The sequence below is a fragment of the Sphingopyxis sp. GW247-27LB genome (assembly GCF_002277025.1).
Lineage (GTDB): Bacteria > Pseudomonadota > Alphaproteobacteria > Sphingomonadales > Sphingomonadaceae > Sphingopyxis.
The window spans coordinates 113,052-138,025 of sequence record NZ_NIWD01000013.1 but is presented as its reverse complement, the minus strand read 5'-3'; the positions used below and the strand labels follow the sequence as shown (position 1 = coordinate 138,025).

33 protein-coding genes and 1 pseudogene are annotated in these 24,974 nt (G+C 67.5%); 14 read left to right on the top strand and 20 right to left on the bottom strand.

Annotated elements, in window-relative coordinates; translation table 11 throughout:
- Window positions 1-54: 54 nt before the first annotated feature.
- The 10 genes from CD928_RS17805 to CD928_RS23475 form a co-directional block, all read right to left on the bottom strand.
- Window positions 55-465, bottom strand: a complete 411-nt coding sequence (locus tag CD928_RS17805) for a SufE family protein (RefSeq protein WP_095388437.1) — start codon at window positions 463-465, stop codon at window positions 55-57.
- A gap of 154 nt (window positions 466-619) precedes the next feature.
- On the bottom strand, window positions 620-874 hold the full coding sequence (locus CD928_RS17800; protein WP_095388436.1) for a hypothetical protein: 255 nt from the start codon (window positions 872-874) through the stop codon (window positions 620-622).
- A 23-nt stretch (window positions 875-897) separates the two neighbouring features.
- Window positions 898-1,161, bottom strand: a complete 264-nt coding sequence (locus tag CD928_RS17795; protein ID WP_095388435.1) for a hypothetical protein — start codon at window positions 1,159-1,161, stop codon at window positions 898-900.
- A gap of 34 nt (window positions 1,162-1,195) precedes the next feature.
- A complete protein-coding gene (locus CD928_RS17790) occupies window positions 1,196-1,462 on the bottom strand; it encodes a hypothetical protein (RefSeq protein ID WP_095388434.1) in 267 nt (88 codons plus the stop codon).
- Between the two features lie 17 nt (window positions 1,463-1,479).
- Entirely contained in the window at window positions 1,480-1,797 is a 318-nt protein-coding gene (locus CD928_RS17785; protein ID WP_095388433.1) for a hypothetical protein, read from the bottom strand.
- Between the two features lie 16 nt (window positions 1,798-1,813).
- Window positions 1,814-2,113 (bottom strand): hypothetical protein, encoded by a 300-nt coding sequence (locus CD928_RS17780; protein WP_095388432.1) that lies wholly within the window; start codon window positions 2,111-2,113, stop codon window positions 1,814-1,816.
- 29 nt (window positions 2,114-2,142) lie between these two features.
- Window positions 2,143-2,520, bottom strand: a complete 378-nt coding sequence (gene pspC / locus CD928_RS17775) for an envelope stress response membrane protein PspC (protein ID WP_095388431.1) — start codon at window positions 2,518-2,520, stop codon at window positions 2,143-2,145.
- A gap of 2 nt (window positions 2,521-2,522) precedes the next feature.
- On the bottom strand, window positions 2,523-2,807 hold the full coding sequence (gene pspB / locus CD928_RS17770; protein ID WP_095388430.1) for an envelope stress response membrane protein PspB: 285 nt from the start codon (window positions 2,805-2,807) through the stop codon (window positions 2,523-2,525).
- Between the two features lie 12 nt (window positions 2,808-2,819).
- On the bottom strand, window positions 2,820-3,482 hold the full coding sequence (pspA, locus tag CD928_RS17765; protein WP_095388429.1) for a phage shock protein PspA: 663 nt from the start codon (window positions 3,480-3,482) through the stop codon (window positions 2,820-2,822).
- Window positions 3,483-3,574: 92 nt separating this feature from the next.
- A complete protein-coding gene (locus CD928_RS23475) occupies window positions 3,575-3,748 on the bottom strand; it encodes a hypothetical protein (protein WP_176473626.1) in 174 nt (57 codons plus the stop codon).
- Between the two features lie 177 nt (window positions 3,749-3,925).
- On the opposite strand from CD928_RS23475, the gene pspF reads away from it, so the two are divergent.
- Window positions 3,926-4,951, top strand: a complete 1,026-nt coding sequence (pspF, locus tag CD928_RS17760; protein ID WP_095388428.1) for a phage shock protein operon transcriptional activator — start codon at window positions 3,926-3,928, stop codon at window positions 4,949-4,951.
- A gap of 138 nt (window positions 4,952-5,089) precedes the next feature.
- Here pspF and CD928_RS17755 read toward each other — a convergent pair whose 3' ends face one another.
- Window positions 5,090-5,608 carry a hypothetical protein gene (locus tag CD928_RS17755; protein WP_095388427.1) on the bottom strand — a complete coding sequence of 173 codons (519 nt, stop codon included), beginning with the start codon at window positions 5,606-5,608 and terminating at the stop codon, window positions 5,090-5,092.
- Between the two features lie 228 nt (window positions 5,609-5,836).
- On the opposite strand from CD928_RS17755, the gene rplU reads away from it, so the two are divergent.
- The 3 genes from rplU (at window position 5,837) to CD928_RS17740 (ending at window position 7,500) form a co-directional block, all read left to right on the top strand.
- On the top strand, window positions 5,837-6,331 hold the full coding sequence (rplU, locus tag CD928_RS17750) for a 50S ribosomal protein L21 (RefSeq protein ID WP_095388426.1): 495 nt from the start codon (window positions 5,837-5,839) through the stop codon (window positions 6,329-6,331).
- 44 nt (window positions 6,332-6,375) lie between these two features.
- Window positions 6,376-6,645 (top strand): 50S ribosomal protein L27, encoded by a 270-nt coding sequence (gene rpmA / locus CD928_RS17745; RefSeq protein WP_095388425.1) that lies wholly within the window; start codon window positions 6,376-6,378, stop codon window positions 6,643-6,645.
- Between the two features lie 240 nt (window positions 6,646-6,885).
- Window positions 6,886-7,500, top strand: a complete 615-nt coding sequence (locus tag CD928_RS17740) for a GNAT family N-acetyltransferase (protein WP_095388424.1) — start codon at window positions 6,886-6,888, stop codon at window positions 7,498-7,500.
- Between the two features lie 147 nt (window positions 7,501-7,647).
- Here the strand turns inward: CD928_RS17740 and CD928_RS17735 are convergent, their stop codons facing one another.
- Entirely contained in the window at window positions 7,648-8,244 is a 597-nt protein-coding gene (locus tag CD928_RS17735) for a DUF937 domain-containing protein (protein ID WP_095388423.1), read from the bottom strand.
- A 171-nt stretch (window positions 8,245-8,415) separates the two neighbouring features.
- Here CD928_RS17735 and CD928_RS17730 point away from each other — a divergent pair, with 171 nt between their 5' ends.
- A complete protein-coding gene (locus CD928_RS17730; protein WP_095388422.1) occupies window positions 8,416-8,808 on the top strand; it encodes a DUF3597 domain-containing protein in 393 nt (130 codons plus the stop codon).
- Between the two features lie 247 nt (window positions 8,809-9,055).
- The gene (locus tag CD928_RS17725) at window positions 9,056-10,909 is read left to right on the top strand and encodes a DUF885 family protein (RefSeq protein ID WP_095388421.1); all 1,854 of its coding nucleotides are present in this window, start codon (window positions 9,056-9,058) and stop codon (window positions 10,907-10,909) included.
- Between the two features lie 6 nt (window positions 10,910-10,915).
- Here CD928_RS17725 and CD928_RS17720 read toward each other — a convergent pair whose 3' ends face one another.
- From CD928_RS17720 to CD928_RS17710, 3 genes are read right to left on the bottom strand one after another with little or no spacing between them, the layout of a single operon-like run.
- Window positions 10,916-11,344, bottom strand: coding sequence for a GIY-YIG nuclease family protein (locus CD928_RS17720; RefSeq protein WP_369679313.1), 429 nt, complete (start codon window positions 11,342-11,344; stop codon window positions 10,916-10,918).
- 30 nt (window positions 11,345-11,374) lie between these two features.
- Window positions 11,375-11,824 (bottom strand): hypothetical protein, encoded by a 450-nt coding sequence (locus CD928_RS17715; protein WP_095388419.1) that lies wholly within the window; start codon window positions 11,822-11,824, stop codon window positions 11,375-11,377.
- A gap of 48 nt (window positions 11,825-11,872) precedes the next feature.
- Window positions 11,873-13,474 carry a phosphoenolpyruvate carboxykinase gene (locus CD928_RS17710; protein WP_095388418.1) on the bottom strand — a complete coding sequence of 534 codons (1,602 nt, stop codon included), beginning with the start codon at window positions 13,472-13,474 and terminating at the stop codon, window positions 11,873-11,875.
- Window positions 13,475-13,756: 282 nt separating this feature from the next.
- Between CD928_RS17710 and CD928_RS17705 the strand changes: the two genes are divergently transcribed.
- The 8 genes from CD928_RS17705 (at window position 13,757) to CD928_RS17670 (ending at window position 19,902) form a co-directional block, all read left to right on the top strand.
- On the top strand, window positions 13,757-14,467 hold the full coding sequence (locus CD928_RS17705; RefSeq protein ID WP_095388417.1) for a response regulator transcription factor: 711 nt from the start codon (window positions 13,757-13,759) through the stop codon (window positions 14,465-14,467).
- The gene (locus tag CD928_RS17700) at window positions 14,433-16,049 is read left to right on the top strand and encodes an ATP-binding protein (protein WP_095388416.1); all 1,617 of its coding nucleotides are present in this window, start codon (window positions 14,433-14,435) and stop codon (window positions 16,047-16,049) included. The genes CD928_RS17705 and CD928_RS17700 overlap by 35 nt, the downstream gene beginning before the upstream one ends.
- Window positions 16,050-16,095: 46 nt before the next feature.
- Window positions 16,096-16,542, top strand: coding sequence for an HPr kinase/phosphorylase (locus CD928_RS17695; protein ID WP_095388415.1), 447 nt, complete (start codon window positions 16,096-16,098; stop codon window positions 16,540-16,542).
- The gene (gene rapZ / locus CD928_RS17690; RefSeq protein WP_095388414.1) at window positions 16,539-17,480 is read left to right on the top strand and encodes an RNase adapter RapZ; all 942 of its coding nucleotides are present in this window, start codon (window positions 16,539-16,541) and stop codon (window positions 17,478-17,480) included. Before CD928_RS17695 ends, rapZ begins: the two co-directional genes overlap by 4 nt.
- A gap of 14 nt (window positions 17,481-17,494) precedes the next feature.
- Window positions 17,495-17,923 (top strand): PTS sugar transporter subunit IIA, encoded by a 429-nt coding sequence (locus tag CD928_RS17685; RefSeq protein ID WP_095388413.1) that lies wholly within the window; start codon window positions 17,495-17,497, stop codon window positions 17,921-17,923.
- The gene (locus tag CD928_RS17680) at window positions 17,920-18,198 is read left to right on the top strand and encodes an HPr family phosphocarrier protein (protein ID WP_095388412.1); all 279 of its coding nucleotides are present in this window, start codon (window positions 17,920-17,922) and stop codon (window positions 18,196-18,198) included. Before CD928_RS17685 ends, CD928_RS17680 begins: the two co-directional genes overlap by 4 nt.
- A 4-nt stretch (window positions 18,199-18,202) precedes the next feature.
- Window positions 18,203-19,021 carry an RNA methyltransferase gene (locus CD928_RS17675; RefSeq protein ID WP_095388411.1) on the top strand — a complete coding sequence of 273 codons (819 nt, stop codon included), beginning with the start codon at window positions 18,203-18,205 and terminating at the stop codon, window positions 19,019-19,021.
- A gap of 179 nt (window positions 19,022-19,200) precedes the next feature.
- Window positions 19,201-19,902: an META domain-containing protein gene (locus CD928_RS17670; protein WP_095388410.1), complete on the top strand. Its 702-nt coding sequence runs from the start codon at window positions 19,201-19,203 to the stop codon at window positions 19,900-19,902.
- A gap of 33 nt (window positions 19,903-19,935) precedes the next feature.
- Here the strand turns inward: CD928_RS17670 and CD928_RS17665 are convergent, their stop codons facing one another.
- From CD928_RS17665 to CD928_RS23470, 5 genes and pseudogenes are all read right to left on the bottom strand, one after another.
- A complete protein-coding gene (locus CD928_RS17665; RefSeq protein ID WP_255247232.1) occupies window positions 19,936-21,150 on the bottom strand; it encodes a DNA recombination protein RmuC in 1,215 nt (404 codons plus the stop codon).
- Window positions 21,104-21,511, bottom strand: coding sequence for a hypothetical protein (locus CD928_RS23890; protein ID WP_255247231.1), 408 nt, complete (start codon window positions 21,509-21,511; stop codon window positions 21,104-21,106). Before CD928_RS23890 ends, CD928_RS17665 begins: the two co-directional genes overlap by 47 nt.
- 79 nt (window positions 21,512-21,590) lie before the next feature.
- Window positions 21,591-22,058: pseudogene (locus CD928_RS24060) on the bottom strand (DNA cytosine methyltransferase); the annotation flags it as partial.
- 4 nt (window positions 22,059-22,062) lie between these two features.
- Window positions 22,063-22,230 carry a Com family DNA-binding transcriptional regulator gene (locus tag CD928_RS24055; RefSeq protein WP_095388408.1) on the bottom strand — a complete coding sequence of 56 codons (168 nt, stop codon included), beginning with the start codon at window positions 22,228-22,230 and terminating at the stop codon, window positions 22,063-22,065.
- A 156-nt stretch (window positions 22,231-22,386) separates the two neighbouring features.
- The gene (locus CD928_RS23470) at window positions 22,387-24,969 is read right to left on the bottom strand and encodes a hypothetical protein (RefSeq protein ID WP_176473625.1); all 2,583 of its coding nucleotides are present in this window, start codon (window positions 24,967-24,969) and stop codon (window positions 22,387-22,389) included.
- Window positions 24,970-24,974 lie beyond the last annotated feature (5 nt).

Here is a 24,974-nt window from a genome sequence, read left to right as displayed (position 1 = left end):
CAAAAAAAAAACCGGAAAGCCGTCACCAGCGATGCTCCCACCGCGAAACCATGCTCAGCCTGCAGCGATCCTGCGCGCCGTGTCCTGGACCAGCGCGATCATGTTGGGGACGCCCTGGGTGCGGTTCGACGAGAGCTGGCGCGTCAGGTCGAAGGGAGCGAGCGCGGCGGCGATATCCATGCCGGCGACATCGGACGCGGGCTGATCCTGCACCGCGGCGAGGACGAGTGCGACGATGCCCTTGGTGATCGCGGCGTTGCTGTCGGCGAGGAAGTGGAGGCGGTCGTCGCCCCGCGGCACCGGATAGACCCAGACGCTCGCCGAGCAGCCGCGCACCAGCGTCGCGTCGGTTTTGAGCGCATTGGGCATCGGCTCCAGCTCACGCCCGAGTTCGATCAGCAGGCGATAGCGATCGTCGCCGTCGAGGAAGTCATATTCGTCGAAGATGTCGGAGAGGCTGCGCATGGGCGCGGCAGTGGCAGATTTGAGGGGTGGTGGGAAGGGATAGCGTCGCCTCCTTCCATCGTCGCCCCCGCGAAGGCGGGGGCCGCTGTCGGGCTTATTCCGACGTCGCCGCGCAAGGCGGCCTGCGGCCCCCGCCTTCGCGGGGGCGACGGGTTTAGAGATCCACCCCCGCGGCGATCGCTTCCAGCTTGCGCAGCCGTTCCTTCAGATCGGCGATCTCGATCCGCGATCCGGCGTGCGGCACGGTCGCATCCTGCGCGGGGGTATGGCCCGCCGCGAGTTCCTCGCGCTTGAGCTGGATCCAGTCGCGCCAGCCGCGCAGCGCGACCAGGCTGATGATGGTCAGGGCGCTGAGCGCGATCGCGGCGGTGATCAGATGGGTGCTAATCTCGGACGTTATGGCGGCCATGGGTCGGCTCCTTCTTCGTCGCGTTACGGGAGGGACCGGTCGCGCAGCTTCTCGATCTCTTCGTCGAGGCTGGCGGCGCGGTTGTGGTCGGTGGCGATGCGTTCGAGAACCTGGATGCGCTCCTTGAGCGCGCGAATCTCGGCCTGCAACGCCTTGGTCTCGGCATTGTCCTGGGCCACGAAATACTCGCCGCCGCGATGGTCGCGCCGCACGCCGTATTTCGCGCGGATGATGCTCCCGATCGTCACGATGAGGACGATGCCGATGACCATTTCAAAGGGGTTCATGGGAAGGATCCTTTCGCCTGATTCTTGTCGTTGTTCAGTTGAGCGGCGCGTCGCGCAGCTTTTCGATTTCGTCGGCGACATCGACGCCCTTGTCGGTGACGATGCGTTCGAGGACGCGGACGCGTTCCTCCAGCCGTTCGGTCTGCGCCGCATATTGCGCGGCCTTTTCCGCCGTTTCGTGCGACATCGCGGTCAGTTGCCGTTCCTTGAATTTCAGATGGCGGCGGAACATGTCGCTGCCGATGCCGAGCACGACGGGCAGACCGACGACGATGAGGAAGAATTGAACCCAGCTGTCCACGGGCGCGCTCCTTTCGTTCAGTTCGCCGGGCGCCGCAGCGCCTCGATCTCGCTCGCCACCCGGTGGCTCTCGTCGGTGACGATGCGCTCGATCACCGCGAGGCGATCCTTGACCGAACCGAGCTCGGCGCGAAGCTGGGCGTTTTCCTGGCTGATCAGCTTGACGCGTTCGATCGTCTCGTCGCTGGTCTTGGGATAGATCGCCTGGCCCCAGGCGCCGTCGAGCGGGTAGCCGTTCTTGATCCGCATCCAGGTCGTCAGCACCCAGCCGCCGACCGCGCTGACGCCGATGATCGCGGCGACGGGGGCCAGGGCATATAAAATATCGAGATTCATGATCTTCTCTTTCCTCTCAGCGCAGCCGGTCGATCTGGTCGGCGAGCTGGGCCGCCCCACCGTTCGCGTCGGTCGCGATCCGCTCGAGCACCGAAATCCGGTCTTCGAGCCGTGTGATCTTGTCGGCCAGCTTGGCATTGTCGCCTTCGAGCAGCGCGATTTTTCGATCAGCGTCGGGGGCGGTTCGATGAACCGTGCCGCCCCATTCATTCTCGACCGGATAGCCGTGCTTGGCGCGCATCCAGGTCGTCACCATCCATCCGACCATCGACATGGCGATGATCGCGAGGACGAAGGCGGGGCCGCCGATGCTCATATCTTGTCTCCCTGTTGCCCGTTTTCCGCTCAGCGCAGCGCGTCGATCTCATCGGCGAGGCGGCGGTTGTGGCTGGTGTAATATTGCTCGATGTCGGCGATGCGGCGGTCGATGTCGCGGAAGCGCGAGCGGATGTCGCGCGCCGAGGCGCTGGGGTTCGAGCGCACGCCCTGCCAGAATCGCGCCTCCTCGTTCGAGCCATAGAGCGCGAAAGGCTTGGGCGTTCCCATGATCCCGATCACGATATAGGCGAGAAGCGGAAAGCCCGAGCCCATCAACGTGCCGAGGACCATGCCCACGCGGATCCAGAGGACGTCGATCCCCATATAATCCGCCAGACCCGAGCAGACGCCGAGCCATTTGGCGTTCTGCTTGTCGAGATAGAATTTGGTGCGGCTGGCAGACATCTTCAGTTCCTCCGGCTCATGCTGTTGTTCTCGAGTTGCGCCAGGTCCTCATCGCTGCGTACCGCGGGGCGGAAGTCGGGATGGTCGGCGCTGATGATGCGTTCCACGGTATGAAGACGATTCTCGAGCCTTCGAGCCGTATCGTAAAGTTCGTCGAGCAGCTGCTCATCCTCTCCGGTCAGCGTCTTGGCCTGTTTCCACTTGGTGACATAGTGGAGGATCAGCCAGGGAAGACCGAGGAAGAGAATGCCAACGACGAGCACCGGGATGACGAAGTCGAAATCCATCGGTCCGGCTCCTTATTTCTTGCCCTGCGCGGCCTTCAGCGCGGCGAGCTCGTCGGCAACCTTGTCGGCGGCCTGCAGTTCGGCGATTTCCTCGTCGAGCGACTTTTTATAGCCCAGGCCCAGCGCGTCGGCACGGCCTTCGGCCTCGTCGACGCGGCGTTCGAGGATCTCGAAGCGCGAGAAGGCATCCTCGACGCGGTCGCCGTTGGTCATCTCGCGCAGCTTGTAGCGATTCTCGGCGCTTTCGAGGCGGTTGACGACGCTCGACTGGCGCGCCCGCGCTTCGCTGAGCTTCTTCTGCAGCTTGGCGATATCGGCTTCATAGCCCTTCAGCGCATCGTCGAGAACCGCAATCTCGCTCTTCAGCCGCTCGGCCATGTCGCCGGCCTTCTGCTTCTCGACCAGCGCCGCGGTGGCGAGGTCTTCGCGATCCTTCGACAGCGCGAGTTCGGCCTTTTCCTTCCAGCTGTCCTGCAGCCCTTCCAGCTTGGCGATGTGGCGGCGCATTTCCTTCTGGTCCGCGATGGTGCGGGCGGCCGACGCGCGGACCTCGACCAGCGTCTCGTTCATCTCGAAGATGATCTGGCGGATCATCTTTTCGGGATCCTCCGCGCGGTCGAGCAGATCGGTGACGTTGGCGGCGATGATGTCGCGGGTCCGTGAAAAAATACCCATGCTACTAACTCCTGTCGAAACTTTTGAGACCTTGAATGAATGCTGGTGCCGGGGCGGGGCAAGGGGGGAGAGTGCCCCGGCACCAGAGCCGGTCAGGCCAAGGGACTGACCGCCGGGGATGATGCAGCGGTCACCGCCAGCACGCCGACGGGGTGTCCGGCGGCGCTGACGGCGATCTGGGGCTGGTCGATCACGCCGATGAGGATGGCCAGCGCTCCCGCCGCGCTGAGCGCGAAAGTGGCGGCCTGGGCAAACATCGTTTTCATGGGTCAACCTTCCCTGTTCTTGCTGCTCCGGCCCGATTGGTGCCGGTTCCCTTTCCTCTATGCAGGGGGTGTGCCAATTGGCCCATGTGGCGGAAAAGCGCGCGGGATTCACACTGGACTTGGGTTCGACGCGGATTTAACTTGCCAATCAGCGGGAAATATCGCCAATGATTGGGAATGGAGCGCGAAACGCAGTTCATCGGCCAGTCGGCGACCTTTCAGGACGCGGTCGAACGCGCGAGCCAGGCCGCGGCGCTCGACCGGCCGGTGCTGGTGATCGGCGAGCGCGGCACCGGCAAGGAACTGATCGCCGAGCGCCTCCACCGCCTGTCGGCGCGCTGGGACAAGCCCTATCTGATCATGAACTGCGCCGCGATGCCCGAGACGCTGATCGAATCGGAGCTGTTCGGGCACGAGGCGGGCGCCTTCACCGGCGCGACGCGCAGCCGCGCCGGACGCTTCGAGGAGGCCGACGGCGGGACGCTGTTCCTCGACGAGCTCGCGACCATGTCGATGGGCGCGCAGGAGCGCCTGTTGCGCGCGGTCGAATATGGCGAGGTGACGCGCGTCGGATCGTCGCGCCCGATCCGCGTCGACGTGCGGATCGTTGCGGCGACCAACGAGCATCTCCCCGCACTGGTCGAGGAGAACCGCTTTCGCGCCGACCTGCTCGACCGGCTGTCGTTCGAGGTCATCACCCTCCCCCCCCTGCGCGCGCGCGAAGGCGATATCGAGGTGCTCGCCACATATTTCGGCCAGCGCATGGCGGCGGTGCTCGGCTGGGAGGAATGGCCCGGTTTCGGCCCGCGCGCGCTCGCGCAGATGGAGGGCCACGACTGGCCGGGCAATGTCCGCGAGCTCAGGAACGTGATCGAGCGCGCCATCTATCGCTGGCCCGACCCCGAAAGGCCGGTCGACGCGCTGAGCTTCGATCCCTTCGCGAGCCCGTGGCAGCCGGTTCATCGGCCCGCGGCGAAAGACGGCGCGACGCCCGTCGCCGTACCCGAATCCTCGTCCGGCCCCGCCGCGCCGCCTTCCGGCCCGGTCAGCGACCTGCGCGCCGCGGTCGACGGCTATGAGCGGCAGATATTGGCCGATACGATGGCGCGCTGCCGCTACAACCAGAAGGTCGCGGCCGAAGCGCTCGGGCTCAGCTATGATCAAATCCGCCACGCGCTGAAGAAGCACGGGTTGAACCAGTAGGCTACCTCTTGTTCCCTCGTCATGCTGAACTTGTTTCAGCATCCATGGCCCGCACTCCGCTTCAAGCGCCGCGCTTATCGAGAGGTCCGGCCATGGACCCTGAAACAAGTTCAGGGTGACGATTCAGGTAGATCAGCCCTATTCCGGCAGCTGCGCCTCGAGCGCGCCGATCACCGCGTCCTGCGCCGATACCATTTCGCTGAGCCGGTCGCGCAGCGCATAGATGTCGGGCAGGCCGTCGATCGCCTCCTCGATGCTGCGGTCGACATAGAGGCGGTCGATGTCGGCGAGCGCGCCGGTGAGCGGCGCGCGCGTCGCGATCAGCCGCGAGATCGCCTGCTGCGCGACCACCCATGGCTCGCTCGACACCGCCGAGCCGGCGGCCGACGCCACGAGCGGCGCGGTGATGTTGCGCTCGGCGGCGAACGCCTGCTGCGCCTGGACCGCGTCCGATTCCCAGCGCGCGAGCCGCCCCGCGAGGTCGGTCGGCAGCGGCCCCGGCGGCGTCACGACGACTGCGGGCGGCGCGACGTCGAATCGCCCCTCGACCGGGCGCTTGGCGAGCGAGGGGGCATGGCTTTCCTGAGCGGCGGCGCAGGCCGACAGCGACAGCGAGGCCGCGATCGCCGCGGGGAGAAGATGGGAGATGCGCGTCATCGCCGCTCCTGATATGGGCCGCGGCGCCGGGCGGCAAGCCGAATCGGGGGAAGGACGCGCGCCGGCCGGCAAGGGGCGGCCGAAACCCCGAAAAACGCGGAAATATGCGGTTGACAGCACCGCCCCGGCTCGCTAGTGGCGCTGACTTTCCCGCATGCCGGAAAAATCGCCTGCTTCGGCGGGTGACTGGCAGCGCGGGTGTTTTAGTTTCTGATTGGATGGAAGACCATGTTCGCAATCGTGCGCACGGGCGGCAAGCAGTATCGCGTCGCCGCTGGAGACAAGATCGCCGTCGAGAAGATCGAGGGTGAAGCAGGCGACACCGTGTCGCTGGGCGACGTCCTGCTGGCCGGCGACGGCGGCGAGATGAAGGACGCCAAGGGTCTGGCCGTTTCGGCCGAGATCATCGCCCAGACGCGCGGCGAAAAGGTCATCGTCTTCAAGAAGCGCCGCCGGCACAATTATCGCCGCCGCAACGGTCACCGCCAGTCGCTGACGCTGCTGCGCATCCTCGCCGTCGGCGACGCCAAGAAGGCGGCGCCGAAGAAGGAAGCAGCCCCCAAGAAGGAAGAGGCCGCCCCGGCGACCGAGGCCAAGGCTGCGCCCGCGAAGGAAGCCGCGCCCAAGAAGGCGGCCGCTCCGAAGAAGGAAGCCGCTGCCGAGAAGGCCGCGCCCGCCAAGAAGCCCGCTGCCAAGAAGGCGGCCCCCAAGAAGGACGCCTGAGCGCGAACCCGCGGCTCGGCCCAAGAGATTAAGGAGCATCAGTCATGGCACATAAGAAAGCAGGCGGTTCTTCGCGCAACGGTCGCGACTCAGCCGGCCGCCGCCTTGGCGTGAAGAAGTTCGGCGGTCAGGACGTGATCGGCGGCAACATTATCGTGCGCCAGCGCGGCACCCGCGTCTATCCGGGCGTCAATGTCGGCATGGGCAAGGACCACACGCTGTTCGCCACCGCCGACGGCCGCGTCCGATTCCACGACGGCAAGCTTGGCCGCAAATATGTGTCGGTCGACTGTATGGCAGACGCCGCCGAATAAGGGACGACTTTACCGAGGTCGTCCACCAGGGACGACCCGGAGCCGCCCTTTCCGCCCAGCGCGGAAACCAGGTTCGAAAAGAGGGAGACGGGTCGCCCCCGGACTCCCTTTTTTCTTGCCCGAAATCCGCCGCTTCGGCTTCGGGCGCGAAAATGGGGCCGATCATCTCCCTCGCATATCGACTGTCGTCAAAGCGTCACCATCTGGCGCCACGGCGACCGGCAAATGGGAGTGACGAAAATGTTTGCGCGTACCGAAAGACTCTTGCTGCGGCCCGGCTGGCACGAAGACGCCTCCGCACTTGCGCGCGCGATCGGCGACGAAGCGATCGTGCGCAACCTGTCGCGCGCGCCCTGGCCCTATCGCGAGGACGACGCCCGCGCCTTTCTGTCGACCTGGACCGAGGGCCACCCGAGCCGCTTCCTGATGATCCAGCGCACCGCGAGCGCGCCGCGCCTGATCGGCGGCGTCGGGATGGACCAGACGGAGAGCGGCGAGGTCGAGCTCGGCTATTGGGTCGCGCGGCCTTTCTGGGGGCTCGGCTATGCGACCGAGGCGGGGCGGCACATGATCGACCTTGCCCGCACGCTCGGCATCGGCCGGCTGGTCGCCTCGCATTTCGCCGACAATCCGGCCTCGGGCGCGGTGCTGCGCAAGCTCGGCTTCCGGCCGACCGGGCGGCGTCCGCTGCGCGGCAGCCTCGGCCGCGGCCGGGCCGCGCCGACGGTCGAATATGCCCGCGATATCGCGGCGCCGGGCAATGATGGCGACGGCGACGAAGGGCCCGTCGCCATGCTCGGCGCCGCGCGATGGCCCGACACCCTTCGCGACGAATGGCGACTGCAGGCCGCGTGATCGATCGATAAGCCCCTCCCCTTCAGGGGAGGGGTTGGGGTGGGGTCTCGAACCTTTGCGCAAGGCCGATGGACCCCACCCGCTGCAACCAGGCGGCACGCCGCCAAGTTTCGCTGCCCTCCCCTGAAGGGGAGGGCCTAACGGGGGTTACCCCCGCAGCTTCCCCGCCATGCCGAGGATATCGTCGAGCGGGTTGCCGTCGCCGTCCATGTCGATGAGCTTGCCGAGGCCGCCCAGGCTGCCCGCGAGCCCGCCGGCCGAAGGCGCGGTACCGCCGCCGACCGCGCCGCCGAGCACATTGCCGAGGATGCCGCCGAGGCCGCCCAGCCCGCCGCCGCCGCCCTCACCGCCCTGCTTCGCCATATAGCCCGCGACCATCATCGCGAGCATCGGCAGCATCTGCTTGAGCAGCCCGGCGTCGAGGCCGGTCTTCGCCGCCGCATCGCCCGCGACGGTGCGGCTGACGTCCTTCGAGCCGAAGATCTGGCCGAGCACCTCATTGCCCTGCCCGACCGGGGTCGGCTGTGATCCGAGCACCGAGTCGAGCAGCCCGCCACCGCCGAGCTGGCCGATCAGACCGCCGAGTCCTTCGAGCCCCCCGCCCTGCGCCTGCTTCTTGAATCCGCCGAGGATCGCGGGGAGCAGCGCGTCGGCGCCCTGCTGCGCGACGCCAGGCGAAACGCCCAATTCCTTCGCCATCGATTCGATGCCGCCGGCCTGCTGGAGAATGTCGGTCAGATTCATGGATGCCTCCGTCTGATGGCGCGGATCGAAATGCGCCGATGCGGGTTGTTATAGCAGCGCGCGGGGGGAGGACGAGTCCGTTCATTCTCCTGTCATCCCCCGGCGCCACGATGCAGTCTGCGGCCATGCATGTTCCGAACCGGCCGCACGAAGAAAGTGGGAGTCCCAATCATGAGCATTTTCGGCAAGATCAAGGATGCGATTTTCGGCAAGAAGGCCGCGGCCGCCGAGCCCGCCGCCGCCCCCGCGACGACTGCCGCCCCGGCCGCGCCGCAGCCCGTCCCCGCCGCGCCGGCCGCGATCAGCGAGGTCGATGTCGAGGCTATCCTGACCGCGCAGAACGCCTATGCGACCCAGCCGCTCAACTGGCGCACGTCGATCGTCGACCTGATGAAGCTGCTCGAAATCGACCCCAGCCTCCAGAACCGCAAGGAACTGGCGCAGGAGCTCGGCTATACCGGCGAACTCAACGGCAGCGCCGAGATGAACATCTGGCTGCACAAGGCGGTGATGCGCGAGCTCGCGGCCAACGGCGGCAAGGTGCCGGCCGACCTGACGGACTAGGATCAATCCTCCCCTTCAGGGGAGGGCAGCGAGACTTGGGAGCTTTGCTCCCTAGTCGCAGCGGGTGGGGTCCATCGGCCTTGCGCAACGTTTCGAGACCCCGCCCCAACCCAGTGCCAGGTAAACCGTCCCCCGGACGGTTTACCTGGCACTCCTGACGGGGAGGGGCTTTGCTACCATTGACCGCTGCGCGCCCACCCTCCAGAACCGGTTTCAACCGAAACCAGGGTCGCGAGGGAGCCGCCGCATGTCCGACAGATTTTCCACCCCCGTCAGCCGCCGCCAGACGCTCGCTGCGCTGGGCACCGGCACCGCGGGCCTCGCCATTGCCGCTCGCGTCCCCGCTGCCGCGGCGGAAGCCGCGCCCGCCGCACCCCCTGCATCGGCGCTGCTGTCCTCGATCGCCGACAATCTCCTCGCTCACGGCCCCGAAGGCGCGACCGCGCTCGGCATCGACACCGGCGAGCGCGCCAGGATGCGCGGGCAATTGTCCGACCGCTCGCCCGCCGGGGTGGCCGCGCTCGCCGCGACCCTGAAAGCCGACCTCGCGCGGGTGCGCACCGCCGACACCAGCGGGCTCGATCATCAGGCGCGCACCAGCCTCGCGGTGGTCGACAGCGCCTACAGCGTCGCGCTCGAGGGCTTCGCGCTTCCCTATGGCGACGTCGCGGTCGGCGGCTGGCGCAACACGCCCTATGTCGTGATCCAGAATGTCGGCGCCTATCTCGACGTGCCGCGATTTCTCGACAGCGATCATCCGGTGCGGAGTGCCGCCGATGCCGAGGCTTACCTCGCGCGCCTCAACGCCTATCCCGCCGCACTCGACGGCGAGACCGAGCGGCTGAAGGCGGCGGGCGCGCAGGGGCTGATCGCCCCCGCCTTCCTGATCGACGCCGCCCTGAAGCAGATGGACGCGAGCCTTGCCGACGCGCGCGCAGGCGGCGGGCTGGTCGACAGCCTCGTCCAGCGCACGGTCAAACAGACCATCGCCGGCGACTGGGGGCCGCGCGCCGAGCGGATCGTCAAGGGCGCGGTCGTCCCAGCGCTCGAACGCCAGATCGCCGAAATGCGCGCACAGCGGCCGAAAGCGACGATGGACGCAGGGCTATGGGCGCGGCCCGGCGGCGACCAATGGTATGCCTGGGGGCTGCGCGCCTCGACCACCACCCGCATGACCCCCGACGAGGTCCACCAGATGGGGCTCGACCAGCTCGCCGAGCTTCACGGGCGGATGGACCCGATCCTCAAGAAGCTCGGTTACAGCGAGGGCCCGGTCGGCGCGCGGATGAACGCGCTCGCGCAGGACCCGCGCTACAAATTCCCCGAAGGCGACAAGGGGCGCGAGGAGATCAAGACCTATATCCAGACCTGGCTCGGCAAAATCCGCGCCGAATTGCCGCGCGCCTTCCGCACGCTGGTGAAGGGCAATGTCGAGGTGAAGCGGCTCCCTCTGGCCGAGGAACCCGGCGCGCCCGCGGCCTATGGCGGCGCCGGGTCGATCGACGGCAGCATTCCCGGCAAATTCTGGATCAACCTGCGCACCACCGACCTCCACAGCAAATATTCGCTCCCCGACCTCGCGATGCACGAGGCGATTCCGGGGCATGTCTGGCAGGGCGAATATGCGAACCAGATGCCGCTGATCCGCTCGATGCTCGCCTTCAACGCCTATTCGGAGGGCTGGGCGCTCTATGCCGAGCAGCTCGCCGACGAGCTCGGCCTCTACGACGATTTCGAGGTCGGGCGGCTCGGCTATCTCCAGTCGCTGGCGTTCCGCGCCTGCCGCCTCGTCGTCGACACCGGGCTCCATGCGAAGCGCTGGACGCGCGAGGAAGGCGTCCGCTTCTTCGTCGAACGCAACGGGTCGAACCCGCTCGAAGTGTCCAGCGAGGTCGACCGCTATTGCAGCTGGGCGGGCCAGGCGTGCGGCTACAAGGTCGGCCACAGCGAGATCGTCCGCCAGCGCGGCCGCGCGCAGGCGGCGCTGGGGGCGAAATACGACCTGCGCGATTTCGACAATGTGGTGGTCGAAGGCGGCAACGTCCCGCTCGACGTGCTCGCGAAGAATGTCGACGAATATATCGCAGGCGGGAACGCCTGACCAACGTCACCCCGGGCTTGACCCGGGGCCCGCCTTTCTTTGTCCCAATGGCAACGGGTCGAAGCCGAAATCCTCGGCAAGATCGCGCCATGTCGGATTCTGCGCATTGATCAGGTCATATTTCCATTCGCGCAGCCAGCGTTTGACCTGCTTCTCGCGCAGGATCGCGGAATCCATCGTCTCATGTCGCTCGAACCAGACGAGGCGTTTGATTTCGTAACGCTTCGTGTGGCCGTCGAAGACGCCTTCACGGTGTTGATGGATGCGCCGGAGGAGGTTCGACGTCACGCCTGTGTAAAGCGTCCCATGCGATGATCGGGCGAGGATGTAGACGCAAGGTTGGCGCTCCATTCGAGGGAGACAAAGGCAAGGCAGGCCCCGGGTCAAGCCCGGGGTGACGGAGATAGAACCGTTTTCGCTCCAAATCTCCGTCATCCCCGACTTGATCGGGGACCCGCCTTTTCTTCACAACGGCAGCGGGAAAAGATCGGGTTCGACATACCCGCGCCGCGCCGCGACCGAGAACAGCAGCTCGCGGCTGTAGAAGCGCAGCGGCCAGTCGCGCGCTCCCATCGGCGACAGCAGCAGCGCGTTGACGCGCGCGGCCAGCCCGGTTTCGGTTGCCTCGGACAGGAACAACCGCACCCCCGCGACATAGGCGCGGGTGATGCTGTCGTGATAGCCGTTCCGGTCGTCGTTCACTCCGCCGACGCTCTCGTTGAAACGGCGGATCAGCCCGGCGATCTCGGCATCGATATCGATGTCCGGGCGCTCGGTCAGCAGCCACAGGCAGGCGGCGAGATGCGCCTCGTGCGTCCACGCCTCGCGCGGCAGCGCGCAGGCGAGCAGACCCTCGCCGAGCGCGCGGATGTCGGAATCGCGCTCGAACAGGCGCGGCGAAAAATCGGTGGTCATCGTCCGGTTCCTTCCGGGTGACGGGCCACCCGGAGGAACCGGGCGGGATCAGGCTGCGACGGCCGCCTGCGGAGCGGCCTGGCGGACGCCTTCATCGACATGGTCCGCGAATTGCGCGAAATTGTCGATGAATTGCTGCACCAGCGCCTCGGCGGTGCGGTCATAGGCCGCCTTGTCGGCCCACGCCTCGCGCGGGTCGAGCAGCGCGGCGTCGACCCCCGGCACCGCGACCGGAACGAGGAAGCCGAAATTGGGATCCTTGCGGAACTCGGCATCGTTCAGGCTGCCGTCGAGGGCCGCATTGAGCAGCGCGCGGGTCGCCTTGATCGGCATGCGCTTGATGCCGTCCATCGTCGCCATGCCGCCGGTCCAGCCGGTGTTGACGAGCCAGCACTGGACGCCGCCCTTCGCGATGCGTTCCTTCAAAAGATTGCCATAGACCGACGGGTGGCGCGGCATGAAGGGGGCGCCGAAGCAGGTCGAGAAGGTCGCCTCGGGCTCGGTCACGCCGATCTCGGTCCCCGCGACCTTCGCGGTATAGCCCGACAGGAAATGATACATCGCCTGGTCGGGGGTCAGCTTGGCGATCGGAGGCAGCACGCCGAAGGCGTCGGCGGTCAGCATGATCACCGTGCGCGGCACCGGCCCCATGTTCGCCTCCGACGCGTTCGGGATGAAGTCGATCGGGTAGGCGCCGCGGGTGTTCTCGGCGAGGCTGTTGTCGTCGAGATCCAGCGCGCGCGTCGCGGGGTCGATCACGACATTTTCGAGCACCGTGCCGAAGCGGCGGGTGGTCGCATAGATTTCGGGCTCGGCCTCTTCCGACAGGCGGATCATCTTGGCGTAGCAGCCGCCCTCGAAGTTGAAGACCGCGGTGTCCGACCAGCCATGCTCGTCGTCGCCGATCAGCGTCCGCGAGGCGTCGGCCGACAGCGTCGTCTTGCCGGTGCCCGACAGGCCGAAGAAGACCGCGGTGTCGCCCTCTGGCCCGATGTTCGCCGAGCAGTGCATCGGCATCACGCCATCGACGGGGAGCAGATAGTTGAGGATGCCGAACACCGACTTCTTCATCTCGCCGGCATAGGCGGTACCGCCGATCAGCACGAGCTTCTCGGCGAAGTTGACCGCGACCACCGTCTCGCTGCGCGTGCCGTGCTTCGCGGGGTCGGCGCGGAAGCTCGGCAGGTCGACGATCGTATATTCGCTGTCGAACGCCGCGAGTTCGGCCGTGGTCGGACGGCAGAGCAGGGTGCGGATGAACTGGCTGTGCCACGCGAGTTCGGTGACGACCTGGACGCCGACGCGATGCTCGGGCTGCGAGCCGCCGAAGAGCTGCTGGCGATAGAGGCGGTCGCGCGAGGCGAGATGCGCGAAGAAATCGGCCTTCAGCGCGGCGAAGTGCGCGGGCGTCATTGGGACGTTGGTCTTGCCCCACCAGATGGTGTCGGCAGTCTCGCCGTCCTGGACGATGAACTTGTCCTTCGCGCTGCGCCCGGTGTGCTTGCCGGTCGCGACGACGAGCGGGCCGTCCTTGGCGAGCAGGCCTTCACCGTGGCGCACCGCTTCCTCGACGAGCTGCGCCGTGCCCCAGTTTTCGGCCACGTCCGCCCGCGTTTCCACGGTCTCGCTACCGATCACCACCTTGGTCATTGTCCTGGCCTTTCCCTTTGCCGCCGGACCCTTGCATACCTATGCAATACCCGCCGAGCAAAAGGGCAGGCCCGCATCTTGAATGGGTGCCGACGATGACGCCGATTCCGAAAATTCCCGGTCGCGTTAGCGGCGATGGCCGATGAGGTCAAAGATTAAAGCGGGACTCGTGGCGGACGCGCGACGGGTGCGCCGTAAGGGAACCGGTGACATGCCGGCGCTGTTGTCGGTGGGTGCGGGATCGGCTAATCCGGCACCGGGTCCCGCCCCTACGGAAAGAGCATGACGGCAACCATCGCGCTGGTCGACGACGACCGCAACATCCTGCAATCCCTGTCGATCGCGCTGCAGGCCGAAGGCTTCGTCACGCGCGTCTATTCGGACGGCGAGGCGGCGCTGAAGCCGCTGATCGACAATCCGCCCGACCTCGCGGTCTTCGACATCAAGATGCCGCGGATGGACGGGCTCGAACTGCTCCGCCGGCTGCGCGAGAAGAGCCAGCTCCCCGTCATCTTCCTGACCAGCAAGGACGACGAGATCGACGAAGCGCTGGGGCTCGCGATGGGCGCCGACGACTATATCGCCAAGCCTTTCTCGCAGCGCTTGGTCATCGCGCGCATCCGCGCGATCCTGCGCCGCGTCGAGCTCAACAGGAACGCGCCGAGCGAGGAGGACGAGCCCGTCGCCGAGCCGATCACGCGCGGGCGGCTGACGATGGACCCGGCGCGGCACAAGGTCGCCTGGGACGGCCAGGACGTGACGCTGACCGTCACCGAATTCCTGATCCTCGAAACCCTCGCCAGCCGCCCCGGCATCGTGCGCAGCCGCAACCAGCTGATGGACGCGGCCTATCAGGACGATGTCTATATCGACGACCGCACGATCGACAGCCACATCAAGCGCCTGCGCCGCAAGTTCCGCGAGGTCGACCCCGACTTCGACGCGATCGCGACCCTCTATGGCGCCGGATACCGCTTTGCTGACGAGGGCTGACAACCGCGCCGCCGCGGCCGAGGACCTGCCGCTCGTCTGGTCGGCGCGCTGGTCGCTGACGACGCGCATCCTGGTGGTCAATATCCTCGCGGTCGCGCTTCTTGCCGGCGGCTTCTTCTATCTCGACACCTATCGCACCCGGCTGATCGACACGCGGATCGGGGTGATGGAGGATCAGCTCGCGATGCTCGACAGCGCGCTCGAATCGGCGCGGCCCGACCAGCGCGAGCGGCTGATCGGCGAATTCGCCCGCGCGACCGAGTCGCGGCTGCGCTTCTATGCCCCCGACGGGCACAAGCTCGACGACAGCTTCGCGCACGGCCCGCCGACCTACACGCTGCGCGATCCCGATCTGCAGCCGTGGAAGCGCGATGCGGCGCGCGCAATGGACCGCGGCATCGACTGGATCGTCGGCGCGCCCGCCTATCCCGAGTTCGAGGAGCCCGCGATCGATCGCGGCGGCGCCTGGCCCGAGGTCGTCGAGACGCAGCGCAGCGGCGAGGGCACGAGCCGCTTCCGCTACGCGCCCGAGCGCACCCCGCTGCTCAGCGCGACGCGGGTGGTCGACCTCGAAACCCCCGAAGTGATGCTGATGACGATCAACGCCCGCGACATCACGCGGACGGTGCGCGCCGAACGCTTCCGCCTCGCGGTCGTCCTCGCGATGGTGCTGATCGCGTCGGTGCTGCTTTCGCTCTTCCTCGCGCGCACCATCGTCCGCCCGCTGCGCCGCCTCGCGCGCGCCGCGGTGCGCGTCCGCCTCGGCCGCGCGCGCGAGGTGGTCGTCCCGCGCCTGCCGAGCCGCCGCGACGAGATCGGCACCCTCGCGCGCGCGCTCAGCGACATGACGCAGGCGCTGCGCGAGCGCATCGACGCCGGCGAGCATTTCGCCGCCGACGTGACGCACGAGCTCAAGAATCCGATCGCCTCGGTGCGCTCGGCGATCGAGGGGCTCGGCCGGGTCAGGACCGACGAACAGCGCGCCCAGTTGCTGGCCATCGCCGACGAGGACGTGCGGCGGCTCGACCGGCTGGTCAGCGACATCAGCGACGCGAGCCGCATCGACGCGCAATTGTCGCGTACCCTGTTCGAGCCGATCGACATCGGGCTGATGATCGAATCGATGCTCGCGTCGCGCGCGGCGCGCGCCGAACAGGGCGGCGGCCCGCAGCCGCGCATCGCCTTCGCCCGCCCGCGCAAGGGCGTCGCGACGGTGATGGGCGACGGCCACCGGCTCGAGCGCGCGATCGACAATATCATCGACAATGCGATCAGCTTCTCGCCCGAGGGCGGCCTCGTCTGCGTGCGCGCGACGCGGCTGGGACAGGAAGTGCATATCGGCGTCGACGACGACGGGCCGGGGATCGAACCCGCGCAGCGCGAGGCGATTTTCCGCCGCTTTCACAGCGAGCGCCCCGATGGCGAGGCTTTCGGACGCCACAGTGGGCTCGGCCTCGCGATCGCGCGCACCATCGTCGAGGGGCATGGCGGCACGATCGCGGCGGACGACCGCGACGACGGCAAGCCCGGCGCCAGCCTGCTGATCACCCTTCCCGCGGCGGAAGAAGGCGGGACAGCATAGCCCATCCGCCTTGCGGCGCCGCGCGCGCGCCGGTAAGCCTCGCCGCATGCTTCCGAGCCGGTCCTCTCTTCCCGTCGCCAATATCCACGCAAGCTGCGTCGCCGCCGGCAGCCGGGGGATTTTGCTGCTCGGCCCGTCGGGGCGCGGCAAGTCCGATCTGGCGCTGCGGCTGATCGACCGCGGCGCGCGGCTGGTCGCCGACGACCGCTGCGACGTCTGGTCCGAGCGCGGCCGACTGTGGTGCCGCCCGCCCGCCGAACTCGCCGGCAAGATGGAGGTGCGCGGCATCGGCATCGTCGAACAGCCGTGGACCGCGCCGGTGCCGATCGCGCTCGCGGTGCGACTGGCCGAGCGCTACGAGCGCATGCCCCCCGCGAACCAGGTCGAGACCGTGGCGGGACAGACGCTTCCCGCGGTGACGCTGTCGGCGTTCGAGGCCTCGGCGCCCGTCAAGATATTGCTCGCGCTCGACAGGCTGGAGGCCGCGGCATGAGCGATTCGATGCCGGCCGCCGCCGAACCGCGCCTGCTCCTCATCACCGGCCTGTCGGGCGCGGGCAAGTCGACCGTGCTCAAGGTGCTCGAGGATCTGGGGTGGGAGGTCGTCGACAATCTGCCGCTGTCGCTGCTCGAGCCGCTGATCGAGGCCCCCGTCAAGCCGAGCGAGGCGGCTCGCCCGATCGCGGTCGGTATCGACAGCCGCAGCCGCGGCTTCAAGCCGTCGCGGCTCGTCAAGCGGATCAAGGAATTGCGCGAGGCGGGCGGACGCGACATCCAGACGCTGTTCCTCGACTGTGCCGGGGCCGAACTCGAACGCCGCTTTTCCGAAACGCGGCGACGGCATCCGCTCGCCGAGGATCGCCCCGCCGCCGACGGCATCGCGCGCGAGCGCGAGATGATGGAATCGCTGCGCCGCTGGGCCGAGCATGTCGTCGACACGACCAATTACAGCAGCAACGACTTGCAGCAGGAAATCCGCCAGCGCTTCGCCGACGTCGGCGACGATGTGCCGTCGCTGACCGTGATGAGCTTCGGCTTCGCGCGCGGGCTGCCGCGCAACGCCGACCTGGTGTTCGACATGCGCTATCTGCGCAATCCGCACTGGGACGCGAAGCTGCGCCCGGGCACCGGGCTCGATGCCGACGTGTCCGCCTATATCGCCGCCGACCCCGCCTATGAGATGACGGTGGCGCAGATCGAGGCGCTGCTGCTCACCCTGCTGCCGCGCTACCGCGCCGAGGGCAAAAGCTATGTCACCATCGCGTTCGGCTGCACCGGCGGGCGGCACCGGTCGGTGCACGTCGCCGAGCGCGTCGCCCAGGCGCTGCGCATTGCGGGCCACGCCCCCAATGTCATCCATCGCAACCTTGACTCGGCCCCGCAAGATGGGCTTGAGGGCAAGCCCCCGCCCGCATCCGGCGGCAAAGCATAAGGGTCCCCGACTGCATGCCTAGCGATAAAGCATTGCCGCTCATCGGAATGGTTCTCGTGACGCACGGCCGACTCGCCGAGGAAATGGTCACCGCGATGGAGCATGTCGTCGGCCCGCAGCGCGCGGTGGCGACCGTGTGCATCGGCCCCAACGACAATATGGAGATGCGCCGCCGCGAAATCGCCGAGGCGATTCGCGCGGTCGACGAAGGGCGCGGCGTCATCATGCTGACCGACCTGTTCGGCGGCACCCCCTCCAACCTCGCGATCAGCCTGCTCGAAGCCGGGCGGACCGAGGTGATCGCGGGCGTCAACCTGCCGATGTTGATCCGGCTCGAAAGTGCGCGCAAGACGATGGAGTTGCGCCCGGCGGTGATCGCGGCGCGCGAGGCGGGCCAGAAATATATATCGGTGGCGTCGGAAATGCTGGGAGTGGGCCTTTGAGCGAATTGTCGGAGACCGTCGAAATCACCAACCAGCGCGGTCTTCACGCGCGCGCCAGCGCCAAATTCGTCACTTTCGTCAGTCGCCTGCCCGAGAGCGTGATGGTCGAGGTCGAAAAGGGCGGCAACCGCGTCAACGGCACCTCGATCATGGGGCTGATGATGCTCGGCGCGGCGAAGGGCGATTCGATCACCATCCACACGAAGGGCGACGGCGCCGACGCCGCGCTGCTCAAGCTCGTCGGACTGGTCAAGGACAGCTTCGGCGAGGATTGATCCCATGGCGGGTCGCCGCTCGAGAATCGAAAGCCTCTCCAATCCGCTGGTCAAGCGGATGCGGCTGCTGCGCGAGAAGCGCCACCGCCGCGCCGAGGGGCTGTTCCTCGCCGAAGGGCTGCGCATCGCGACCGAAGCGCGCGAGGCGGGGATACTGCCGCAATGGCTGTTCCTCGCCGATGAGGGCGCCGCGGCGCACCCGCTCGCGAAGGCCCTCGTCGAGGCGACGCTGGCGAGCAGCGGCGAGGTGGTCGACACGACGCCCGCGATCCTTTCCAAATTGTCGGGCAAGGACAATCCGCAGACGGTGGTCGGCATCTATGCCGAGCCGGAGACGCGCCTCGCCGATCTCGACCGCGCCGCCGCGCCGATCTGGCTCGTCGCCGAACGGCTGCGCGATCCGGGCAATCTCGGCACGATGCTGCGCACGGGCGACGCGGTCGGCGCCGGCGGGCTGATTCTCCTCGACGAATCGACCGATCCCTATGCGGTCGAGGCGGTGCGCGCGAGCATGGGGGCGATCTTCACCCAACGGCTGGTGCAGGCGCGCTGGGACGATTTCCTCGCCTGGCTGCGCGCAGGGCCGGGCGAGCTGGTCGCGACCTGGCTCGGCGACGACACGAAGGATTATCAGGCGGTGCGCTACGCGGCACCGACCTTCATCCTCATCGGCAATGAATCGCAGGGCCTGCCCGAAGCCTATGCCGCCGCCGCCGACGTGCGGGTGAAAATGCCGATGATGGGCAAGGCCGACAGCCTCAACGCCGCGGTCGCAGGCGCGGTAATGGCTTATGAGGTGCTGAACCAGCGGCGGAACCGATAGCCGCGGTTCAGCGTCCTGACATCTGAGCCGCAGCTATGCTCCGCGCTCACAGAATTTCGTCACCCTGAACTTGTTTCAGGGTCCATGGCCCGTCTTCTCGATCGGCGCAGCGCCGCAGGCGAGGTCGGGCCATGGATGCTGAAACGAGTTCAGCATGACGAAAGAAGGAGATAGCTGTCATGACCCGCTTCCTGCCCCTGCTCACCCTGCCCTTCGCCCTCGCCGCCTGCACCGCGATTCCGCCGCAAGCGCCCGGCGCCCAGCCCGCCACCTATATGGCGCTCGGCACCGAGCCCGGCTGGACGCTCGAGATCACCCCCGGGCTGCTCAACTATACCGGCGACTATGGCGACACGAAGATATTGGAACCGAACCCCGGCGCGCGGCCATCGTTCAACGGCGAGCGCTATGCCGGCAAGCGACTCGCCGTCGACGTCACCCACGCCGAATGCAGCGACGGGATGAGCGACCGCCGCTATCGCGACACGGTGACCGTCACCGCCGACGGCAAGACCGTGAAGGGCTGCGGCGGCGGCATCCTCGCGCCCGAGGAGCTCGCGGGGACGAACTGGACCTTCGTGTCGATCGGCGGAACCCCCATCGCCGCCGGCCGCCCGACCTCGCTCGCCTTCGACGGCAAGAAACTGAGCGGCAGCGCGGGCTGCAACCGCTTTTCGGGGACCTATACCAGCGACGGCAGGACGCTGCGCGCGGACCCGCTGATGGCGACCGAAATGGCGTGCCCCGGCGCGGGGATGACGCAGGAAGGCGCCTTCTTCACGCTGATGCGGGCGCCGGTGCGGCTCGACTTCCCGTCCGACGGTACGCTGGTGCTGACCGGCGCGGGCGGGCAGACGGCGGTGCTGAAACGGGCGATCTAGGACCCTCATCCCTGCGAAGACAGGAGCGACGGGTCATTCCCCGTCGTTGACCGCGCTCGGTGCCGCCGCGAGCTTGGCGAGCGGGCGGGCGGCCTGTTCGGCAACCGGCAGCGTAGGGATCTCCTTGCCGCCGGTCTCGACATCGAGCGCCTCGAACCGCTTCGCCTGCGTCAGCACCTGCGATTCGAAGCTGCCGACGAAGGCGTTGTAGGCGCCGGTCGCCTGGTCGAGATTCCTCCCCACCCGCGCGATATGCGTGCCCATCACGCTCATTCGCGCATAGAGCTCCTTGCCGAGCGCTGCGATCTCGCGCGCCTGCCCCGCGAGCTTTTCCTGCCGCCACACCGCCGCGACGGTGCGCGCGATCGCGATCAGATTGGTCGGGGTCGCGAGCAGTACCTTGCGCTCGAACGCATAGTCCCAGAGATCGGCGTCATGGTCGAGCGCCGCGGCGAGGAAATGCTCGCCGGGGACGAACATCACGACATAATCGGGCGTGTCGTCGAACTGGTTCCAATAGGCCTTGGCGCCGAGCGTGTTCACATGCGCCTTCATCGCCGCGGCGTGCGCCGCGAGATGCGCCGCCTTCTCGCCCTCGTCGACCGCGCCGAACGCGTCCTGATAGGCATTGAGCGACACTTTGGCGTCGATGACGAGGCTCTGCCCGCCCGGCACCTTGACGACGACGTCGGGGCGCAGCCGCCCGCCGTCGCCGTCCGCAACGCTCACCTCGGTCTGGAAATCGGCATGTTCGCTGAGCCCGCAGCTTTCGAGCACGTTGCGAAGCTGCTGTTCGCCCCAGCGCCCGCGCGCTTTCGGGGCGTTGCGCAGCGCGTTGACGAGCTTCGCGGCTTCGCTCGACACGCGTTCGGTGCCCTCGCGCATCGCCGCGATCTGGCCATGGAGCAAGCCGAAGGCGTCGCGCCGCTCGGCCTCGACCTTGCCCACCGCCTCCTCATATCGGGCGAGCCGCTCGTGCACCGGCTGGAGCAGCGACTTCAACGACTGCCCCGCGCTTTCCTCACTCTGCCGGAAGCGCTGGTCGGCGCGCTCGAGAAAGGCCTTCTGCGCCTCGCCGAGCATCGCCTGCCCGACCTCGCGGAACTGGGCGGTCAGCTGAAGCGCGACAAGAGCGTTTACAGTCTGTGACAAGACCGATTGCAGCACTCGCCACACCCCCAAACCCCCTTCATCGCCGATTCTAAGCACCCTCTGAGAAGCCGCTAAGCCGCCCCTCAGATGTGCCATCCGTCCCTGGCGAAATCAGTGCTGAGAGTGCGCCACGCGAGCGCCGCAGCCATGCTGAAAACTCCGTTACCGACGCCTCGGGTGCGGTCCACCCGATCGGCCATCCCATCATCCACTCGAAGAATTGCGGGTTGGAGATCAGGTCGCCGATCGATGACCCGGCGCCAAAGCTGAAGCTCACCCGGACCGGGTGCGGCGAGCGGGGCATCGAAACCGGCGTCCACCCCAGCGCCCGCATCGCTTGCCAGAGGTGCGTCCATGCCCGCGTCGCGTTGGTCAGGCTGAACTGCCCCGCGCTGCCCTTCGCGACATAGTGGGGCGCTGTCGGCCGGATGGTCCCGCCCACCATCAGGTCCGGCATATAGCCCGCGTCCGAGGCGGTCGGCGTAGGCCATGATGAATAGCCGTCGCCGGCGATGGCGAGCGCCTGCCTCTCGCGCTGTGAACAGGCCCGCTTTTGGGTGGAAGCCCAGGCGGCGAAGGCTTGCCGCGACCTCGGCAAATCCCAGATCGATGTGCCCCTCGACATTCTCCGCGAAGACGAGCGCCGGTTGAACTTCCCGGATGAGCCGCTCGACCTCGGGCCAGAGGTGGCGAGGGTCGCGCTTGCCGCGCCGCTTTCCGGCGTGGCTGAAGGGCTGGCAGGGATAGCCGGCAGAGAGGATATGAACGCGGCCGCGCCACGGTCGGCCGTCGAAGGATTTGAGATCGTCCCATACAGGTGCTGCATCCAGGGCCGCGTCCGCCATCCGCGCCACGAGAGTGGCCGCAGCATGAGCTTCCCGCTCGACGTAACATACAGTCCGATATCGGGGCTCGGCGATCCCGATCCCGAGATCGAGGCCGGCATAGCCGGCGCAGAGGGAGAGGCCGCGCAGCTCGGCGCGGCCGGGGGAACAAACAACCACAATGCTATTCTCCGCTGGCGGCTCGAACGGCGCTCGGAGACGGGCTCATGGGCCTCAGCTGATTGATTTGCCGGCATCGCCGGCACTTGATTTCTATAGCGCCCGCGACGGCATTTGTCTCGCACTTGAACAACAGGGCGCGGCAACCGCCGCACCGTATCTCTTCCTTCATCTTTGGCACCTATCCAGCCCCAGCCGGCCAGCCGGTGGGGGAGCGGAGCGATGCCGCGGCATCGCAAGGTGCGGGGCCTTATCCCTGCGGTGACGGGCGTTGCAGCGCCCGTTGCCTCCCCCTTATTCGGGGTCGGCGAATATCGGTCGATCGCGATCAATTCCTGATCAGTTCGACGGCGATCCAGCCGCCCGCCGCGCTGCTGACGTGAATGCCGCGCGCCCCGACCTGCCGGGGCGTGTCGAGCGTGATCCCGCCGTCGCCGTCGACCACGCGGATCGCGCGGCCGACCAGCGAGGGATGCGGCATCGGGCACCACAGCCCGGCGACCGCGGCGCCTAGGCCGAGAACGAAATAGTCGTGCCCGCCGTGCGTCGGGAAGGCATAGCAGCGGATCGCCTGATCAAAGCATTCGAAGGGCCCGCGCGCCTGGCTCCATTCGAACCACGCGTCCTGGGCGACATCGCGGGTGACCGGAACGGCATCGCCCAGCGTCAGGCAGTTCACCATGTGGAGGTAGGTCTTCATCGACTGGCTGATCACCCCCAGCGCGTTCGACTGCGCGAGGATCGCATCGTCCTCCAAATCCTTCCCCGCATAATAGCCATGCTGGTAGACGCCGGCGCCGCTGGTCAGCAGCTGCGTCAGGAAGCGCGCCGGCTTCTCGGGGTCGGCATATTCGCTGTAGAGCAGATAGTCCTCGGCGGGCGCGTCGGAGATGATCGGCGCGGCGCCATAGGTCGCGTGCCCCGGCGACCAGGCGCGCAGCTTGTCGGGCGCCAGCGCGTTGAGCCCCATGCGGATTTGCTGCTGCCCGTTCAGATAGTCGAACACGCGCAGCTTGAACGCTTCCTTCGCCTCGATCGTCGTGATCGTCTCGATGAAGCCGAAGGCGTTGAAGATATGGACCTGCGTCACGCCGACGATCGACGATATCGCCGCATTGGTATAATCGGGCGCTGTCGCCGTCCCGACCTGCGCGATCAGCCGGTCCTGCTGCTCGGCCGCGTTCATAATGTCGAAATGCTGGAAGATGCGGAAATCCGTGCCCGTCGCGTCCTGCCCCTTCGCCAGCTCGACGCCGTCGAGGAAGACGTTCCGGTCATAGTCGCGCATGATCGGCCGCAGGTCGCACCACTTCATGTCGGCGCTCTCGTTTTGCCCCACGGCCGGCAGCGTGAAGGCGATATCGGACGTCTCGGTGGCGCCAGAGACGTGGACGAACTTCGCCGGCGCCGCCGTCTTCACCAGATCGCGGTTGAAATCATAGTCGGCGGGCGTCCCGATATAGCGCGGAACCATCAGGATCATCTTGGTCAGGCCGGTGCCGACGCTGGAGATATATTGCTCGAACAGTCCGCTCAGAACCCATTGCTGGGTGATCACGCCATCGGTCAGCTCCCAGATCGACCCTATGTCGGCATTCGTCTTCCCATGCGCCCCCAGCCGCGCATAGCCGATGACGCCGTGGTTGTAGCTGTAATATTTCCCCATGAACCGCTGCGGCGTCCATTCGTCGGTGCCTGCGCTCTGGCGATAGGACAGCGCCGGAGAGCCGAAACGGTCGACGGTCTGGTCGAGCGGCGTGTCCTTGTCGATCACCCGGCTCTCGGCAAAGTCGACGCCGAGCGGGCGATTGATCTGGAGGCCGATGCTCGGCGGGTCGACGCGTAGCGTCTGCACTTCGTCCTTGTCGGCCGATCCCGCGCGCGCGGTGCGGACATAGATATACTCGTCGGGCCAGAAAACGTTGATCGGCGCGACCGGCTCAGCCGCCGCGACCAACCGTTTCGCACCCGCGGGGGCATAGGGCACGAACCCGACCGGCGCGGCGCCCTCGACCAGCACCAGCCCCTTGATCGCCGCCGCGAAGCCGGCGTCGGTCGCCTCGCCCGATCGAAAGTTGAAGCGGACGCCGCCGCCGACCGGCGCATCGGCGGGATAGGTGAAGGTGATCCGGCGATTGCCGGTAAAGCCGCCGTTCGGCGGCGCGGCACCGTCGAAGGTGCAGTCGGCGATCGGAATGCCCCCGTCCCAGGTGACGCCGTCGGGCTGATAGACGTGCAGCGCCGCGGCCGTGAAGGTCAGGAAGCCCCAGTCGGGCGGCGCGTCGTAATTATAGGCGGTATATTCGCCCCCCGGCGTCAGCGGGCGGCTCAGCGCGGTCACGCCATAACCCTGATAGATCGCCGTCCCGCCGATCGCGCCCGAGACCGTGTTGATCACCATCCCGCGAACGCTGCCCGCCGCGGCGGGGTCGAACAGGTTGCGCGTGTCGGCCTCCACGAAATTGGTGACCATGCCGGCGATGTCCGCCGCCGACGCGGCGATCTCCTCGGCCCAGCCTTTGGCGCTCTTGCTCCCCGGATCGCCCGGCTCGCCGTCGCCCTCGGCCCAAAGCTCGGCTTGGTCGACCAGCGGCTGCACCACGGTGGACAGCCCGTCATACAGCTCGGTGAACGGCCCCCAGGCGCCGTCGCGATAGACCCGCACGCCATTCTTCGTCGGCGTCGGATCGTCGGTCACGAAGACCACGCTCGGCTCGCCCACGCCCGGCGCGCCGACCGGCTCGGCCGCGACCGCGGGAATGCCCGCCGCGATCAGGCCGACCGCCGCCTCGATCACCGCGCCCAGCGCGCGCAGCTCGGCCTTCACCGGGTCGCGCAAGCCGCTCGATGCGACCCCCTCCATCGTGAAATCGCGGAATGCCGCGTCGAACGCATCCTTGATCGTCGCCATTGTCG

What these genes read in the sequence shown, in the direction of transcription:
- CD928_RS17805 (WP_095388437.1), bottom strand. Translation starts at nt 465, where the DNA reads ATGCGCAGCCTCTCCGACATCTTCGACGAATATGACTTCCTCGACGGC.
- CD928_RS17800 (WP_095388436.1), bottom strand. Translation starts at nt 874, where the DNA reads ATGGCCGCCATAACGTCCGAGATTAGCACCCATCTGATCACCGCCGCG.
- CD928_RS17795 (WP_095388435.1), bottom strand. Translation starts at nt 1,161, where the DNA reads ATGAACCCCTTTGAAATGGTCATCGGCATCGTCCTCATCGTGACGATC.
- CD928_RS17785 (WP_095388433.1), bottom strand. Translation starts at nt 1,797, where the DNA reads ATGAATCTCGATATTTTATATGCCCTGGCCCCCGTCGCCGCGATCATC.
- CD928_RS17780 (WP_095388432.1), bottom strand. Translation starts at nt 2,113, where the DNA reads ATGAGCATCGGCGGCCCCGCCTTCGTCCTCGCGATCATCGCCATGTCG.
- pspC (WP_095388431.1), bottom strand. Translation starts at nt 2,520, where the DNA reads ATGTCTGCCAGCCGCACCAAATTCTATCTCGACAAGCAGAACGCCAAA.
- pspB (WP_095388430.1), bottom strand. Translation starts at nt 2,807, where the DNA reads ATGGATTTCGACTTCGTCATCCCGGTGCTCGTCGTTGGCATTCTCTTC.
- pspA (WP_095388429.1), bottom strand. Translation starts at nt 3,482, where the DNA reads ATGGGTATTTTTTCACGGACCCGCGACATCATCGCCGCCAACGTCACC.
- CD928_RS23475 (WP_176473626.1), bottom strand. Translation starts at nt 3,748, where the DNA reads ATGAAAACGATGTTTGCCCAGGCCGCCACTTTCGCGCTCAGCGCGGCG.
- pspF (WP_095388428.1), top strand. Translation starts at nt 3,926, where the DNA reads ATGGAGCGCGAAACGCAGTTCATCGGCCAGTCGGCGACCTTTCAGGAC.
- CD928_RS17755 (WP_095388427.1), bottom strand. Translation starts at nt 5,608, where the DNA reads ATGACGCGCATCTCCCATCTTCTCCCCGCGGCGATCGCGGCCTCGCTG.
- rplU (WP_095388426.1), top strand. Translation starts at nt 5,837, where the DNA reads ATGTTCGCAATCGTGCGCACGGGCGGCAAGCAGTATCGCGTCGCCGCT.
- rpmA (WP_095388425.1), top strand. Translation starts at nt 6,376, where the DNA reads ATGGCACATAAGAAAGCAGGCGGTTCTTCGCGCAACGGTCGCGACTCA.
- CD928_RS17740 (WP_095388424.1), top strand. Translation starts at nt 6,886, where the DNA reads ATGTTTGCGCGTACCGAAAGACTCTTGCTGCGGCCCGGCTGGCACGAA.
- CD928_RS17735 (WP_095388423.1), bottom strand. Translation starts at nt 8,244, where the DNA reads ATGAATCTGACCGACATTCTCCAGCAGGCCGGCGGCATCGAATCGATG.
- CD928_RS17730 (WP_095388422.1), top strand. Translation starts at nt 8,416, where the DNA reads ATGAGCATTTTCGGCAAGATCAAGGATGCGATTTTCGGCAAGAAGGCC.
- CD928_RS17725 (WP_095388421.1), top strand. Translation starts at nt 9,056, where the DNA reads ATGTCCGACAGATTTTCCACCCCCGTCAGCCGCCGCCAGACGCTCGCT.
- CD928_RS17720 (WP_369679313.1), bottom strand. Translation starts at nt 11,344, where the DNA reads ATGACGGAGATTTGGAGCGAAAACGGTTCTATCTCCGTCACCCCGGGC.
- CD928_RS17715 (WP_095388419.1), bottom strand. Translation starts at nt 11,824, where the DNA reads ATGACCACCGATTTTTCGCCGCGCCTGTTCGAGCGCGATTCCGACATC.
- CD928_RS17710 (WP_095388418.1), bottom strand. Translation starts at nt 13,474, where the DNA reads ATGACCAAGGTGGTGATCGGTAGCGAGACCGTGGAAACGCGGGCGGAC.
- CD928_RS17705 (WP_095388417.1), top strand. Translation starts at nt 13,757, where the DNA reads ATGACGGCAACCATCGCGCTGGTCGACGACGACCGCAACATCCTGCAA.
- CD928_RS17700 (WP_095388416.1), top strand. Translation starts at nt 14,433, where the DNA reads ATGGCGCCGGATACCGCTTTGCTGACGAGGGCTGACAACCGCGCCGCC.
- CD928_RS17695 (WP_095388415.1), top strand. Translation starts at nt 16,096, where the DNA reads ATGCTTCCGAGCCGGTCCTCTCTTCCCGTCGCCAATATCCACGCAAGC.
- rapZ (WP_095388414.1), top strand. Translation starts at nt 16,539, where the DNA reads ATGAGCGATTCGATGCCGGCCGCCGCCGAACCGCGCCTGCTCCTCATC.
- CD928_RS17685 (WP_095388413.1), top strand. Translation starts at nt 17,495, where the DNA reads ATGCCTAGCGATAAAGCATTGCCGCTCATCGGAATGGTTCTCGTGACG.
- CD928_RS17675 (WP_095388411.1), top strand. Translation starts at nt 18,203, where the DNA reads ATGGCGGGTCGCCGCTCGAGAATCGAAAGCCTCTCCAATCCGCTGGTC.
- CD928_RS17670 (WP_095388410.1), top strand. Translation starts at nt 19,201, where the DNA reads ATGACCCGCTTCCTGCCCCTGCTCACCCTGCCCTTCGCCCTCGCCGCC.
- CD928_RS17665 (WP_255247232.1), bottom strand. Translation starts at nt 21,150, where the DNA reads ATGGCACATCTGAGGGGCGGCTTAGCGGCTTCTCAGAGGGTGCTTAGA.
- CD928_RS23890 (WP_255247231.1), bottom strand. Translation starts at nt 21,511, where the DNA reads ATGCCGGACCTGATGGTGGGCGGGACCATCCGGCCGACAGCGCCCCAC.
- CD928_RS24055 (WP_095388408.1), bottom strand. Translation starts at nt 22,230, where the DNA reads ATGAAGGAAGAGATACGGTGCGGCGGTTGCCGCGCCCTGTTGTTCAAG.
- CD928_RS23470 (WP_176473625.1), bottom strand. Translation starts at nt 24,969, where the DNA reads ATGGCGACGATCAAGGATGCGTTCGACGCGGCATTCCGCGATTTCACG.